Genomic DNA, 14,098 nt, shown 5'->3' on the forward strand with positions numbered 1-14,098 from the left:
TATTCGTATTTTTATTGCAAAATTTAACATATTTAACGTCTCTTAACAAAAAATCCAAAAGTGAGATACTTTTGGATTTACTATATCTAATTTTAGCTCTATTTTATTTTGAAGACTAACTCAAATAATTGTTCACCTTAATTAGTTATAGGTTAAGTCGTTAAATCATTATTTTAATTACACTTTAATCTTTCAAATAGTATGCCAAACAATAACCCGAAGCCAAGCGACTTCGGGTTTTCTGTTTAATAGCCTAACACTAACACTAACCATCAACTATTATGAAGGCTATTAAACCTTGTAGTGTTTTTATAAGAATCCACCACCTGATTTTTCATCATTATCTCTACGTTTTCTTGATTTAGCTCTGTATTTTCCACCTCCAAATCTGTATGACAATCCAGCAAAAATTTGTTTAAACTCGCCTTCAAAATCAACAATTTGTAAAAATGGACGGTCACTTACAACGTTTATTTCTTGTGTATCGAAGATGTTATTGAAGTTCAAGCTGAACGTTGCTCTGTTATCTTGTAAAAAGTTATATCTCATACCGACATTAACAAAGTAAATTGGGTCTACTTCAAAGTTTAGGCCTGTTTCTTTACCACGATACAAACCAAATGCTGAGAATGATAATTTTTTAGAGACTTTAAAATTATTGAATACTCTAAAGTTATAAATTAAGTTATCTACTTCTACAACATCAGTATTGATATCACTAATCGTTGGGTTTGATAATGTTGGGTCTATAGACTCAGCAATACCTTTTTGTTTTTGGTTATATAAATCAAAGCTTGCATTAATGCTCCACCATTTTGTCGGCCTGTAATTAGTGGAAAGCTCTATACCATAGGCAGATGTTGTATCAAAATTTCCATTAGTCAAAATCACACGACCAGAAGATAAATCTGATTGATCTACTCTAACTACTTGATTAATTTCGTCTTCAATAAGTCTATAAAACACGCCCGCTGTTAGGCTACCTTTTTTGAGTTGACGTGTATAGTTCACTTCTGCAGAATTTGTAAACTGCGGTACTAATTCTGGGTTACCAAATTGAGAAATCAATGCTGTATTAAACTCTGGAACAGGGTTTACTTGGCCAACACCTGGTCTATCGACACGACGGCTAAAACTAAATTGATACGAATTTTTGTCTGAAGCTTTGTATGTTAAGAAAGCTGATGGGTATAATTGAAAATAGTCATTTTCGAATGGGAAATCTGTAGTAACATTAGTGTCAAGATTAGTGTCTAGCGCTAAAGCATTAACCTCAACTGATTCGGCTCTAAGTCCAAATTTATAAGACCATTTTTCCAATTGCTTTCCATAACTTACATAAGCAGAGTAGATATCTCTTGTGTAATTAAAATCCGTTATTGTAGGTATAAAATTGCCATTCATATCTATTACACGAGCATCAGAATTATAGATTAAGTCGTTTTCAAATAATCTAACTTGTAGTCCTGCTTCAAGCTTGGCACTTTCAGAAAGTGGGTTTGTATAATCGAGATTTATTGTTGTTCTGGTTCTGTCCGTTGCATTAAACTCAATAAAATTTGGACGAGTAGTATTTCCAGCGAATAAGTTATTAGTTCCAGCATCGCTATCAAAAATATTATGGTCGGCTTCAAGTTCAATACTATGACCTTCATCTATATCTAATTTGTAGTTGAAGTTATATTGCTGACTTGAGTTCTCATTATCTGCATCTATAATTTGAGATTGTGAACTGTTATTACCATCTGTAATTAATGTATTGACTAATGCGCCACCGTCAAATACATTTTGATTGGTGAAGAATGAAAGTGTATTCTTGTCATTTAAGTAATAATCAATACCAATTTTATATAAGTGGGTGTTTCTTTCATCCAAAATATCAACACCTTGGGTTAGGTTGTTCTGTACTTGCACCAATTGCAGGTCTTGTACATTATCGGAGATGTTATTACCATAACTACCATAGAAATTTAGTTTTCCATTTCGGTAGTTCATGTCAATAGAACTATTAAATTTTGGTTCGATTTGGTACGATAAACCAACATTTAGGTTTCCATTAAATCCAATATTCACATTTTTATGCAGTATAATATTAATAATACCACTCATGCCATCAGGATTATATTTAGCTGATGGATTTGTAATTAACTCTATCTGCTTTATTGAGGTTGAAGGAATTTGTCGCAATAACTGTGCTGGCGGAACATTAGATAGTTTTCCGTCTACCATAACCTGTACATTTTGGTTTCCACGTAAGGCAATATCACCAGTTTGTTGATCTACATTTACAGTAGGAATATTGTTCATTATATCCGAGGCAGTTGGTCCAGAAGTAGTCAAGTCCTTACCTACATTTATAACCTTTCGATCTATTTTTTGCTGAATGGTCGATACCTCAGCAACAACAGTTACTTCTTCTAAACTTTCGGCATCTTCACTTAGTGATACATCACCAAGGTTTACCTTATAATTTCCTTTGCCTATTGTTACAGATTTGGTAATAGTCTTATATCCTATATAGGTTATATCTACATTAACAGTACCTTCAGGTATCTTTTCTATTGTAAAGTTACCTTCGGCATCCGTAATACCTCCAGTTATAACTTTTTGATTGTTATCCTTTACAATAATATTTACATATGCTAAAGGTTGTTTAAGATTAGCATCCATTACACGGCCAGAAATTGAACCGTTTTTAATGTCTGAATTTGATTTTGGTTGAGAAATTGCCACTAAAGAAAATACCATGACAATTAACATTAAGTAATGTTTCATTGATTGTTTGTTTTTTGATTGATAGTTTGATATTGTTAAGACGACTATTTTTGTATTGTGTTACTTAAAATTTTAGTCTTAACAACTTTTTAACGAAATGGGTAAAAAAACATTGGTCATAGGCGCTTCCTTAAAACCTAATCGCTACTCTAATATTGCTATACATCGCTTAACTGGTAAAGGTCACGACGTCAGTGCTTTTGGGTTAAAAGAAGGACAAGTTGCCGGAGTAGATATTGATACCGAATTGATAAATTATGAGTCGATTGACACTGTAACTTTATATTTAAATCCGAATCGTCAAGAAGCGTATTATGATTATATAATAGGTCTAAAACCAAAAAGAGTGATCTTTAATCCAGGTACAGAAAATCCAGAATTTTATAGATTACTGTCCGAAAATTCTATTGAATACGAAGTGGCTTGTACTTTGGTTTTACTGAGTATCAATCAATATTAGGTAGTTACGCAATTTTAGAACTGTCGTCTTTAGTTGAATCTATGATTGTATTTAAATCCTTCTCAGACTTCATATTTGATTTTGAAGAAATTAATAGTAAACCTATAAATGTTATAAAGCCATTCAGGATTAATATTTCCCAATGAAATTTATATTGACCTATCACCGACTCAGGTAATAAGGTAATACCAAAACTTATAACAATTGAAAGTAGTGCAACTATCCAAGCATATTTATCATTGATATGTCGCTTAGTTAAAATACCAAAAGCGAATAGACCTAGTAATGGACCATAAGTAAATGTGGCAAATTTAAAGAGGTTGCTTACCACGTTACCATCAAGATAATTGAAGACAATAACTACAATAATTAAAACAATAGATACACCTACGTGTACTTTTTTACGTAGAGGCTTTTGATCCTCTTTTGGGCGCTTTTCAATATTTAAAAAATCTACAGAAAATGACGTTGTTAAAGAGGTCAATGCACTATCGGCACTAGAGTATGCAGCTGCAATTAAACCAATAATAAAAATAATAGCTAGAGGTGTGCCTAAGCCTTGATTCATAGCTATTTCAGGGAATAATAAGTCAGTTCTTACTCTGCCATCAACAATAGGTATTTGTACACCAAACTGTTCTGAATAGATAAATAATAATGCACCTAGAGATAAAAAGGCAAAGTTGACTATAACTAGTAATATTGACATACTTATCATATTTTTCTGTGCATCTTTTTCTGTTTTACAGGTTAGGTTTTTTTGCATCATATCCTGGTCAAGACCAGTCATGGCTACAGTAATAAATATGCCACCCAGAAAGTATTTCCAGAAATACTGTGGCGAATTTATATCGTCAAAGAAGAAAATCTGACCTTTTTCTGCAAAAGCTTCAGAATTTAAAAATTCTACATAACCCCAATCTAACTTTTCATTTATTAAATAAATAGCTAATCCTACAGCAGATAACATTGCTAGTGTTTGTAGCGTATCTGTCCATATTATAGTTTTTATTCCGCCTTTAAAAGTATACACCCAAATCAATAAAATTGAAATAACCACCGTTAACCAAAATGGTACTCCCATTTGTTCAAAAACAATGTATTGCATTGCCAGCGCCACTAAAAACAGCCTAAATGAAGCTCCAGTTACTCTAGATAATAAAAAGAAGAAGGCACCAGTTTTATAACTTACAACACCAAAACGTTTCTCAAGATATTGATATATAGAAGTAATATTTAATCTATAGTACAATGGCAATAGTACAAAAGCAACAACAAAATAACCTACAAAAAACCCAAGTACACCTTGCATATAGGCAAATTCTTGACCGCCAATTAACCCAGGTACTGAGATAAATGTAACACCTGATAACGATGCACCTACCATGCCAAAAGCTACTAAATACCATGGTGCAGATTTATTGGCCTTAAAAAAAGCAGCATTGGTATCTTCTTTCCCTGTGAAATAAGAGATGAGTACTAAAACACCAAAATAAGCAGCTATAATAAGTAAGATATAAGTAGGAGACATAAACCGTAAATTAGTATGCCGAAAATAATCTTTTTAGAAATACCAATCTGAATCATTTCAAAATTTAAAAAATAAGTACCTTCGCCAATATGGAATTTTCTTCAAAATTATTAGAAAATGCTGTCAACGAAATGTCGCAATTGCCAGGAGTAGGTAAGCGTACAGCATTGCGTTTGGTGCTGCATTTGTTGCGTCAGCCCAAAGAGCAATCGTTGCTACTCGCTAATGCCTTGCAAAAAGTTAGAGAAGACATTAATTTCTGTAAATCATGTCATAATATAAGTGATAAAGAGATCTGTGAAATTTGCTCTAATCCAATGCGAAACAAGTCGGTAATTTGTGTAGTTGAAGATATCCGTGATGTGATGGCCATAGAAAGTACAGGTTCTTTTAGAGGATTGTATCATGTGTTAGGTGGAAAGATTTCTCCAATCGACGGTATTGGACCACAAGATTTAAATATTAGCAGTCTTGTTGATAAATTAAAAACAGGAGAAGTCAAAGAGCTTATTTTCGCTATGAGCCCAACGATGGAAGGTGATACGACTAACTTTTATATTTTTAAGCAAATTCAAGATTTCGATATAAAAACATCTACTATTGCTCGCGGGATAGCTGCTGGCAATGAATTAGAATATACAGACGAAGTCACATTAGGACGTAGCATTATAGACCGAATCCCTTTTGAGTCTTCATTAAAGTTATAATACTTTTTTTTGAAAGTCATCACCTTACATAAAAACCAATTTCAAGAACGTTGTATTCAACTATTTTCTAGTATTTCGAGTACTCCAGATTTGGTAGTCGGAATTTTAAATGGTGGAGGTTATATTCTTGAGGAATTCAAGGATCATCATAAAGAAGAAGACATTATTTATAAGACGATAACACTTCAGAGAGATTCTACAAAAGGTATAAAGAAAAGTAAATTGACTCAGGCTTTATTAAGATTATTACCTTATTCTATTCTGAATCGTTTACGTATTTCAGAACATAAAAAAAGAACTCAAAGTGATCTAAAATCTTTATCAGAAGACCTTTCGTTTGAGCTAAATACTAAAGACAAACCGATCCAAAGCATTTTAATCTTAGATGATGCTTTAGACACCGGAAATACTTTAAATTCGGTATACAATCTTTTAAAATCTAAATTCCTTCAAGCTTCTATTGAAACTGCTGTTGTGGTCTGGACAAATTCTGAGTCAGTAATAAAACCTAATTACTTTGTATTTAAGGATATCTTAGTGAGATTTCATTGGTCATTAGACTATAAAACTGGGAGCAATGGATAAGAAGGTTTTAGTAGTAGATTTAGATGGTACTTTGTACAACTGTAACACGTTTCATGAGTTTTTGAAGTATGTTTTGAGCTATTATTTCAAAGATTTTAGACTATTAAAGTTTAAGATACTTCTGTTCTTTATTAAGCTAAGATTATTCCGCATAATATCGCATTCTAGATTAAAGTATCAGGTTTTAAAACTAATCAAAAATGATGATATCAATGTTAAAGATTTTATTTCAAAACTATCGAAGTATAAAAATGTAATAGAAGAAGTTTCAGATTCATCTTTCAATGTCAAAATATTAGCTACAGCAGCACCAAATTGTTATGCGAATGAAATTGCTAAAGTTGAAGGTTTTGATGTGTGCTTCGCTACAGGTTACCCAGAAAGTGGTTATTATGAAGAATTCGAAAACCTTGGAGAACAAAAAAAGAATGTTGTTTTCAAGTATCTCGAAACAAACAATTTCAGTGATCTTGATGTTTTTATAACCGACCATATTGATGATGCGCCTTTAATGGAGATGGCTACAAAAAACATACTTATTAACCCAGATACGAATGTATTGCGTTGGTTAAAGAAGAATTTAATTAATTTTGAAGTGCGTAAAACGAGATGAATTAGCGCACAGTTTAAAATCCTAAACTTTAATTAATATTTAAACTATTTTCAGTGAAAAATGTGTTTTTTTATTAATTTTGCACTCGATTATCAAATAAAGACTATCAAATTACGGATATGGCAAAATTTGAACTAAAATTACCTAAGATGGGCGAGAGTGTTGCAGAAGCAACAATTACGTCATGGTTAAAAGATATAGGCGATACTATTGAAGCTGATGAAGCTGTACTTGAAATAGCTACAGATAAAGTAGATAGCGAAGTGCCGAGTGAGGTTGATGGTATTTTAGTCGAAAAGTTATTCGAAGCGGATGATATCGTGCAAGTAGGTCAGACTATAGCTATTATTGAAACTGAAGGTGAAGGTGCTGCTGAAGCTGCTGCTCTTGAAGCGAAAACTGCTCCAGAATCTCAACCAGAACCAGTAAAAGAAGTAACACAAGTTGAGCAAACAGTAACTGCAGCAAAAGAAGCCGTTGCTCCAATAACCTCTTCAGGAGAGCGTTTTTATTCGCCATTAGTAAAGAATATTGCAAAGCAAGAAGGCATCTCTCAAGCCGAGTTAGATACAGTTCCTGGAACAGGAAAAGATGGTCGTGTTACCAAAAATGACATTAAAGCTTACATAGAGAATAGAGGTGCTGCCCCGAAAACTAATGTCACGTTGAGCGCAGTCGAAACGTCATCTTCTAAACCAGTTAGTACGCCAAAGCCACAAAAAGAGGCTACTCCTGTGGTAGCAAGTGGTGATGATGAAATCATCGAAATGAGCCGTATGGGCAAGCTTATTGCCAAGCATATGGTAGATTCTGTGCAAACTTCTGCTCATGTACAATCGTTTATAGAGGCAGATGTGACTAATATTTGGAACTGGCGTAATAAGCATAAAAACACATTTAAGGCACGTGAAGGTGAAAATTTAACCTTTACACCAATTTTTATGGAAGTTGTAGCTAAAGCATTGCGCGATTATCCAATGATGAATATCTCTGTGCAAGGTGATAGCATTATTAAAAAGAAACACATCAACCTTGGTATGGCTGCGGCATTACCAGATGGTAATTTAATTGTACCTGTAATAAGAGATGCAGACCAATTAAACCTTTTAGGTATGGCTAAAAAGGTAAACGATTTGGCGTCTCGTGCTCGTGAAGGACAATTAAAGCCAGACGAAATACAAGATGGAACTTATACTGTAACCAATGTAGGTACGTTTGGTAGCATTATGGGTACACCAATTATTAACCAACCTCAAGTAGGTATTTTGGCTTTAGGTGCTATACGTAAAGTGCCTGCTGTTATCGAAACACCTGAAGGTGATTTTATTGGCATACGTTACCGTATGTTTATGTCGCATTCTTATGACCATCGTGTAGTTAATGGTGCACTAGGCGGACAGTTTGTAAAAGCTGTAAAAGACTACCTCGAAGCTTGGGATATGGATAGAGAGATATAATATTATTCCTGCGAATGCAGGAATCTAAATAACAAAAAAAGCACAGTTTTTACTGTGCTTTTTTTGTAATTACTTCAGTTAAAACTGAACACTAATGCGTTTTACATCGTAGCTCTTTGGTTTTTTCCAGTAACTGTCATTAGTCAAGGTAATTTTTTTGTAATAACCATTTAACAGATTTTGGTAGTACATATATTCATCAAAAGAGTCAGGATAATAAGTGTAACCAACAAACTCATATTTAGAGTTTTTAGATGTACCGCCAAAATTTATCATGTAAATTGGTTTTGTCTTGCCTTCGTCATGTGTGATGGAAAAAGAAATCTTAGATACGTCAATCTCAACCGTATATTTATCAACATGCCTGTTATTTTGATAATAAATATTAGAATATTTTTTTTCTGGATTATTGTTTTTCAGAGTTTTTCTCTGTCCAAAAGAATAACCAACCGTCAATAGCAATAGAATAACTGTAATTTTTTTCATAATATGTTGATTTAGATTGTGATAGTCTAAAGTTAAGGATTTTTTAAATGCCTTAATCAATAGTGACAATAGCCAGTTAAAGATGTTATAATGAAATAAATAAAAATTGTAATCCACACAATCTCATTATCTTTGTTTTTATAAACCTTAATCATGCAACTCTACCTTAATAAGCCTATTTGTTTTTTCGATTTAGAAACCACTGGCATTAATATTTCAAAAGACCGTATTGTAGAAATATCCATACTTAAAGTATATCCAAATGGTAAGGAAGAAACCTATACCAAAAGGGTAAACCCGACCATTCCAATTCCGCCAGAAGTTACTGCTGTCCATGGTATTTCGGATGCTGATGTGGCAGAAGCTCCAACATTCAAAGAATTAGCCAAAGAAATCTATAACTTAATAAAGGATTCAGATTTAGGTGGCTTTAACTCTAATCGTTTTGATATTCCATTACTAGCTGAAGAAATGCTTCGCGCAGATGTTGATTTCGATATGAAAAATCGTCAATCAGTAGATGTACAAACCATTTTTCATAAAATGGAAAAACGTACCTTAAGTGCAGCCTATAAGTTTTACTGTGATAAAAATTTGGATGATGCACATAGCGCCGAAGCAGATACAAAAGCCACTTATGAGGTTCTGAAAGCTCAACTAGATCGATACGATGATTTAGAAAACAGTACTAACTTTTTGGCTGAGTTTAGTTCACGTAAAAAGTTTGCTGATTTTGCAGGGTTTATTGCATATAATAAATATGGCGAAGAATGTTTTTCTTTTGGAAAGCATAAGGGCAAACGCGTGCTCGATATTTTAGAGCAAGAACCTGGTTATTTTGGTTGGTTGCTTAATGCCGATTTTCCTTTATATACAAAGAAAGTGTTGACATCTATTAAGTTAAGTCAGTTTAATAATAAATTAAGTTAGATTTTTTGTCATTCCTGCTTTCGCAGGAATCCATATAAAAAAAGTAAAGTGTTTAATTAAAAAGATTCCTGCCTTCGCAGGAAATACATATGAAACTAATCTGCATAGGTCGTAACTATACTGAGCATATTAAAGAACTAGAAAACGAGAGACCAACTGACCCAGTTGTGTTTTTAAAACCAGATACTTCAATTCTGCTTAAAAAGCAGCCCTTTTTTATACCAGATTTTTCGGATGACGTGCATCATGAAGTTGAAATCTTAATTAAGATTAATAAAGTTGGAAAATATATCAGCAAAAAATTCGCCTATAAATATTATGACGAAATAGGTCTTGGTATTGACTTCACTGCTCGTGACTTGCAATCGCAATTAAAGGCTAAAGGTTTGCCTTGGGAAAAAGCTAAAGCCTTTGATGGAGCTGCAGTGATTGGTAAATGGCTACCAAAAAATAACTTTACAGATGTCAACAATATAAACTTCACTCTTCAAAAAAATGACGAAGTTGTTCAATCTGGGAATACGCAATTAATGCTGTGGAAAATAGATGAACTCATCGAATATGTTTCAAAATATTTTACTTTAAAGATTGGAGACATTATCTTTACCGGAACACCTGCTGGAGTTGGCAAAGTATTTGCTAACGATCAGTTAAAAGGATACATTGGAGACGAAGAGATGTTTTCAATTAAAGTAAAGTAAATAGCATTTTAATCTCGATTATCGAGTATGGCAGAATATTATAAATTAGACCGTGTACGAGAACTCGCTGATGGCGATGAAGATTTTGTGGCTGCATTAGCAGCTGCATTTATAGAAGAGGTGCCTGCTGATGCAGAGCGTTTGCGAGTTGCTGTACCTGAAGAAGACTACTACGAGGCGTATCAAGCAGCCCATAAAATGAAACCTACCATAGATTTATTCGAACTTGGTGTTTATGACCAACTTATCGAAGTTCAGGATTGGGGTAAGTTTGAGCAATATGATAAAGACGTTACAGAACAATTAAACATTGTTCTTACTGCTATCGACAACGCCGTAAATGAAATTCGACAAGATTTCGGTTTATAATTATGAATGCTGAAATAATTACCATTGGCGATGAAATTCTCATCGGACAAATCATTGATACCAACTCCGCATTTTTAGGGAAAGAACTTAATAAAATAGGTGTTTCAGTATATCAAATCACATCGGTACAAGACGATAAAGGACACATTCTTAAATCTTTAAAAGAAGCTGAAGAAAATGCCGATATCATAATTATTACTGGTGGTTTAGGACCAACAAAAGATGATATTACGAAGCATACCATTTGCGAGTATTTTGATGATACTTTAGTGCAAAATGATGCCGTTCTTAGGCATGTAGAGCACTTATTTAAGGCCTATATCAAACGCCCAATACTGGAGAGTAACAAAACACAAGCACTTGTACCTTCAAAAGCCAAGGTTTTAATGAATAGGTTTGGGACTGCACCAGGTATGTGGTTAGAGAAAAACGGTAAGGTATTTATATCTCTTCCTGGTGTGCCTTACGAAATGAAAGCACTCATCACTAATTCGGTTTTGCCAGAGTTAAGAAATAAGTTTAAGTTTCCATTTATACAGCATAAAACCGTGTTAACGTATGGGTTAGGCGAAAGTGCATTAGCAGATCGGATAGAAGACTGGGAGAATAATCTACCAAAAATCATAAAATTGGCCTATTTGCCGAGTCTTGGACGTGTGAGATTGCGATTGTCAGGCAAATCTATGAATCAATCAGAGCTTGAGACTACTATAAATGAACAGGTAGCACTTTTATTACCTCAAATTGAAGATATCTTTGTAGGCTTTGAAGATGAGCACCCAATAGAGGTTATAATTGGTAATCATCTTACACTGCAAGGAAAAACCCTTGCTGTTGCCGAAAGTTGCACTGGAGGACGAATTGCACAAGCTTTTACTGCAAATGCGGGAGCTTCAAAATATTTTAAGGGTAGTGTTGTTACTTATGCTACCGAGTCTAAAGTCAATGTTTTGAATGTTTCTGAGAACGATATTAATGAGCATTCGGTGGTAAGTAAAGTCGTGGCAGAAAGTATGGCTAAAAATGTTAGAGAAACTTTTAATACTGATTTCGGAATTAGTACAACAGGCAACGCCGGACCAACAAAAGGCGATTCTGATGCTGAGGTCGGAACAGTTTGGATAGCAATTGCCACAAAAGACTACGTGTTTTCTGAAGTATTTAACTTTAGTAATCAGCGCGAAAAAGTAATAATGAAAGCGACTAACAAAGCTTTTGAAATGCTTAGAAAAGAAATTTTGAAAAAGTAAAGATTTCGTTTTGTAGAACTTATAAGTTTTACTAAATTTGCACCCTGTTTTTGAATAACACACTTTTAAAGAAAGAATACAATGTCAAGAGTTTGTGAACTTACTGGGAAAAAAGCAATGGTAGGAAACAATGTTTCTCACGCCATGAATAAGACAAAACGCAAGTTTGATGCAAACTTGGTTAAGAAGCGTTTTTATATTCCTGAAGAAGATAAGTGGGTAACATTAAAGGTTTCTACATCTGCTTTAAAGACAATCAACAAGATTGGTATTTCAGCAGCATTAAAAGAAGCTAGAGCAAAAGGATTTTACAAATAAAAGCTTAAGCTATAAAGTCAATTTACAATGGCAAAGAAAGGAAATAGAATACAAGTAATCTTAGAGTGCACTGAGCACAAAGCTTCTGGTATGCCAGGAACATCAAGATATATTACTACAAAAAATAAAAAAAATACGCCAGACAGAATGGAGATTAAGAAATTTAATCCAATTCTTAAGCGTATGACAGTTCATAAAGAGATAAAATAAAAGAATCATGGCAAAGAAATCAGTAGCATCTTTACAGACAGGATCTAAGCGTTTGACAAAAGCTATCAAAATGGTTAAGTCACCTAAGACAGGTGCTTACGTTTTTGTGGAGTCGGTAATGGCACCAGAACATGTCAATGACTTTTTAGCAAAAAAATAAGCTTACAATAGTGTAACGTTTCACAAAACTGCTTTCGTTTGAAAGCAGTTTTTTTATGTCTATATTTGAATGAAATCTGACAAGTTTGCAGTTCTTCCTACAAGGCAAGGTTGTTGTATTACTCAAAGAAAAAAATAGTAAATGAGTTTTTTTAAAAACATATTTTCCTCAGAAAAGAAGGAAACTCTTGATAAAGGATTAGAAAAATCTAAATCGTCCTTTTTTAATAAATTAAATAAAGCTGTTGCAGGTAAATCTAAAGTTGATGATGACGTATTAGACAACTTGGAAGAGGTTTTAGTGACTAGTGATGTAGGTGTTAATACAACACTTAAGGTTATTGAGCGTATCGAAGAACGTGTTGCAAAAGATAAATACTTGGGTACGTCTGAGCTTAATCAAATTTTAAGAGAAGAAATAGCGGGCTTATTATCTGAAACTAATACTGGCGAGGCAACTGAATTTGTTGTGCCACAAGACAAAAAGCCATATGTAATGATGGTTGTAGGTGTTAATGGTGTAGGTAAAACCACTACCATAGGTAAACTAGCATATCAGTTCAATAAACAAGGACTTAAAGTTGTTTTAGGAGCTGCAGATACATTTAGAGCAGCAGCAATTGACCAATTACAAGTTTGGGCTGACCGAGTTGATATTCCTATTGTAAAGCAATCTATGGGTAGTGATCCTGCCTCAGTTGCTTTTGATACCTTGCAAAGCGCAGTAACTCAAGATGCTGATGTCGTCATTATTGATACGGCTGGACGTTTACATAATAAAGTGAACTTAATGAATGAGTTGACTAAAGTAAAGCGTGTTATGCAAAAAGTTGTTGGCGATGCACCACACGATGTATTGTTGGTCTTAGATGGCTCAACTGGGCAAAATGCTTTTGAGCAAGCAAAACAGTTTACTGCGGCTACAGAAGTTACCTCATTGGCTGTTACAAAACTAGATGGTACTGCAAAAGGTGGTGTAGTCATTGGTATTAGTGATCAGTTTAAGATTCCTGTTAAGTATATTGGCGTTGGCGAAGGTATTGAAGACTTACAAGTCTTTAATAAATATGAGTTTGTAGATTCGTTTTTTAAATAATTATGTCACATTCAATACTTTTAGATTTATATATCAATGCCACTAAGAGTAAAGTTTTTGATGCATTTACTTTACCAGAACATCTCGACAATTGGTGGGCATTAAAATCTTCAGGTGAGCCAATATTAGGAGCCGAATATAATCTAAACTTCACTGATAAGTATAACTGGTATGCAGAAGTTTTAAAAGTTAAGCAAAATGAATCTTTCTTTTTAAAAATGATTACTTCTAGTGAAGAATGGCAACCTACAACTTTTGGGATTGAACTTGAAGACACAGACACAGGTACACTTTTAAAATTTTCTCATAAAGATTGGCAGCATAATACACACGAATTTAGAAATTCATCATTTTGTTGGGCGATGCTTTTAAATGGTCTCAAAAACTATATCGAGAAAGGAATTGTCATTCCTTTTAACGAGCGTAATTAGGTTTTAACTTTAAAAACAAT

Annotated in this window: 17 protein-coding genes; 14 read left to right on the top strand and 3 right to left on the bottom strand. The window is 33.7% G+C overall.

The genetic code is table 11. The features are described from left to right. Positions 1–309: 309 nt before the first annotated feature. Complete coding sequence (locus tag ED556_RS04960) at positions 310–2,775, bottom strand: outer membrane beta-barrel family protein (protein ID WP_296320110.1); 2,466 nt, start codon at positions 2,773–2,775, stop codon at positions 310–312. A gap of 97 nt (positions 2,776–2,872) precedes the next feature. On the opposite strand from ED556_RS04960, the gene ED556_RS04965 reads away from it, so the two are divergent. After that, on the top strand, positions 2,873–3,235 hold the full coding sequence (locus ED556_RS04965) for a CoA-binding protein (protein WP_296320112.1): 363 nt from the start codon (positions 2,873–2,875) through the stop codon (positions 3,233–3,235). A gap of 4 nt (positions 3,236–3,239) precedes the next feature. On the opposite strand, the gene ED556_RS04970 is transcribed toward ED556_RS04965, so the two are convergent. After that, the gene (locus tag ED556_RS04970; protein ID WP_296320114.1) at positions 3,240–4,766 is read right to left on the bottom strand and encodes a sodium:solute symporter; all 1,527 of its coding nucleotides are present in this window, start codon (positions 4,764–4,766) and stop codon (positions 3,240–3,242) included. 89 nt (positions 4,767–4,855) lie between these two features. On the opposite strand from ED556_RS04970, the gene recR reads away from it, so the two are divergent. The 4 genes from recR (at position 4,856) to ED556_RS04990 (ending at position 8,128) form a co-directional block, all read left to right on the top strand. Further along, the gene (recR, locus tag ED556_RS04975; protein ID WP_296320117.1) at positions 4,856–5,473 is read left to right on the top strand and encodes a recombination mediator RecR; all 618 of its coding nucleotides are present in this window, start codon (positions 4,856–4,858) and stop codon (positions 5,471–5,473) included. A 9-nt stretch (positions 5,474–5,482) separates the two neighbouring features. Then, positions 5,483–6,058, top strand: a complete 576-nt coding sequence (locus ED556_RS04980; RefSeq protein ID WP_296320120.1) for a phosphoribosyltransferase family protein — start codon at positions 5,483–5,485, stop codon at positions 6,056–6,058. Further along, positions 6,051–6,671, top strand: coding sequence for a haloacid dehalogenase-like hydrolase (locus tag ED556_RS04985; RefSeq protein WP_296320123.1), 621 nt, complete (start codon positions 6,051–6,053; stop codon positions 6,669–6,671). The genes ED556_RS04980 and ED556_RS04985 overlap by 8 nt, the downstream gene beginning before the upstream one ends. A gap of 119 nt (positions 6,672–6,790) precedes the next feature. Then, complete coding sequence (locus tag ED556_RS04990) at positions 6,791–8,128, top strand: dihydrolipoamide acetyltransferase family protein (protein WP_296320126.1); 1,338 nt, start codon at positions 6,791–6,793, stop codon at positions 8,126–8,128. Between the two features lie 78 nt (positions 8,129–8,206). Here ED556_RS04990 and ED556_RS04995 read toward each other — a convergent pair whose 3' ends face one another. Then, complete coding sequence (locus tag ED556_RS04995; RefSeq protein ID WP_296320128.1) at positions 8,207–8,614, bottom strand: hypothetical protein; 408 nt, start codon at positions 8,612–8,614, stop codon at positions 8,207–8,209. 153 nt (positions 8,615–8,767) lie between these two features. Here ED556_RS04995 and ED556_RS05000 point away from each other — a divergent pair, with 153 nt between their 5' ends. From ED556_RS05000 to ED556_RS05040, 9 genes are all read left to right on the top strand, one after another. Then, positions 8,768–9,544, top strand: coding sequence for a 3'-5' exonuclease (locus ED556_RS05000; RefSeq protein WP_296320132.1), 777 nt, complete (start codon positions 8,768–8,770; stop codon positions 9,542–9,544). Between the two features lie 89 nt (positions 9,545–9,633). Further along, positions 9,634–10,245 (top strand): fumarylacetoacetate hydrolase family protein, encoded by a 612-nt coding sequence (locus ED556_RS05005; RefSeq protein ID WP_296320134.1) that lies wholly within the window; start codon positions 9,634–9,636, stop codon positions 10,243–10,245. Between the two features lie 27 nt (positions 10,246–10,272). After that, positions 10,273–10,614 carry an Hpt domain-containing protein gene (locus ED556_RS05010; RefSeq protein WP_296320137.1) on the top strand — a complete coding sequence of 114 codons (342 nt, stop codon included), beginning with the start codon at positions 10,273–10,275 and terminating at the stop codon, positions 10,612–10,614. A 2-nt stretch (positions 10,615–10,616) separates the two neighbouring features. Continuing rightward, positions 10,617–11,864 carry a competence/damage-inducible protein A gene (locus tag ED556_RS05015; RefSeq protein WP_296320139.1) on the top strand — a complete coding sequence of 416 codons (1,248 nt, stop codon included), beginning with the start codon at positions 10,617–10,619 and terminating at the stop codon, positions 11,862–11,864. Between the two features lie 81 nt (positions 11,865–11,945). Next, positions 11,946–12,182 (top strand): 50S ribosomal protein L28, encoded by a 237-nt coding sequence (gene rpmB / locus ED556_RS05020; RefSeq protein ID WP_087491601.1) that lies wholly within the window; start codon positions 11,946–11,948, stop codon positions 12,180–12,182. A gap of 27 nt (positions 12,183–12,209) precedes the next feature. After that, positions 12,210–12,392, top strand: coding sequence for a 50S ribosomal protein L33 (rpmG, locus tag ED556_RS05025; protein ID WP_076616981.1), 183 nt, complete (start codon positions 12,210–12,212; stop codon positions 12,390–12,392). 7 nt (positions 12,393–12,399) lie between these two features. Beyond that, positions 12,400–12,552: a DUF4295 domain-containing protein gene (locus ED556_RS05030; protein WP_296320149.1), complete on the top strand. Its 153-nt coding sequence runs from the start codon at positions 12,400–12,402 to the stop codon at positions 12,550–12,552. A gap of 141 nt (positions 12,553–12,693) precedes the next feature. Next, on the top strand, positions 12,694–13,647 hold the full coding sequence (gene ftsY / locus ED556_RS05035) for a signal recognition particle-docking protein FtsY (RefSeq protein ID WP_296320153.1): 954 nt from the start codon (positions 12,694–12,696) through the stop codon (positions 13,645–13,647). 2 nt (positions 13,648–13,649) lie between these two features. Next, a complete protein-coding gene (locus ED556_RS05040) occupies positions 13,650–14,078 on the top strand; it encodes an SRPBCC domain-containing protein (protein ID WP_296320156.1) in 429 nt (142 codons plus the stop codon). The last annotated feature ends 20 nt before the right edge of the window (positions 14,079–14,098 follow it).

The sequence above is a fragment of the Winogradskyella sp. genome, from assembly GCF_003712105.1.
GTDB lineage: Bacteria > Bacteroidota > Bacteroidia > Flavobacteriales > Flavobacteriaceae > Winogradskyella.

Bases quoted from the DNA above. Each gene is read 5' to 3' on its own strand.
- ED556_RS04960 (WP_296320110.1), bottom strand. From the start codon at position 2,775: ATGAAACATTACTTAATGTTAATTGTCATGGTATTTTCTTTAGTGGCA.
- ED556_RS04965 (WP_296320112.1), top strand. From the start codon at position 2,873: ATGGGTAAAAAAACATTGGTCATAGGCGCTTCCTTAAAACCTAATCGC.
- ED556_RS04970 (WP_296320114.1), bottom strand. From the start codon at position 4,766: ATGTCTCCTACTTATATCTTACTTATTATAGCTGCTTATTTTGGTGTT.
- recR (WP_296320117.1), top strand. From the start codon at position 4,856: ATGGAATTTTCTTCAAAATTATTAGAAAATGCTGTCAACGAAATGTCG.
- ED556_RS04985 (WP_296320123.1), top strand. From the start codon at position 6,051: ATGGATAAGAAGGTTTTAGTAGTAGATTTAGATGGTACTTTGTACAAC.
- ED556_RS04990 (WP_296320126.1), top strand. From the start codon at position 6,791: ATGGCAAAATTTGAACTAAAATTACCTAAGATGGGCGAGAGTGTTGCA.
- ED556_RS04995 (WP_296320128.1), bottom strand. From the start codon at position 8,614: ATGAAAAAAATTACAGTTATTCTATTGCTATTGACGGTTGGTTATTCT.
- ED556_RS05000 (WP_296320132.1), top strand. From the start codon at position 8,768: ATGCAACTCTACCTTAATAAGCCTATTTGTTTTTTCGATTTAGAAACC.
- ED556_RS05005 (WP_296320134.1), top strand. From the start codon at position 9,634: ATGAAACTAATCTGCATAGGTCGTAACTATACTGAGCATATTAAAGAA.
- ED556_RS05010 (WP_296320137.1), top strand. From the start codon at position 10,273: ATGGCAGAATATTATAAATTAGACCGTGTACGAGAACTCGCTGATGGC.
- ED556_RS05015 (WP_296320139.1), top strand. From the start codon at position 10,617: ATGAATGCTGAAATAATTACCATTGGCGATGAAATTCTCATCGGACAA.
- rpmB (WP_087491601.1), top strand. From the start codon at position 11,946: ATGTCAAGAGTTTGTGAACTTACTGGGAAAAAAGCAATGGTAGGAAAC.
- rpmG (WP_076616981.1), top strand. From the start codon at position 12,210: ATGGCAAAGAAAGGAAATAGAATACAAGTAATCTTAGAGTGCACTGAG.
- ED556_RS05030 (WP_296320149.1), top strand. From the start codon at position 12,400: ATGGCAAAGAAATCAGTAGCATCTTTACAGACAGGATCTAAGCGTTTG.
- ftsY (WP_296320153.1), top strand. From the start codon at position 12,694: ATGAGTTTTTTTAAAAACATATTTTCCTCAGAAAAGAAGGAAACTCTT.
- ED556_RS05040 (WP_296320156.1), top strand. From the start codon at position 13,650: ATGTCACATTCAATACTTTTAGATTTATATATCAATGCCACTAAGAGT.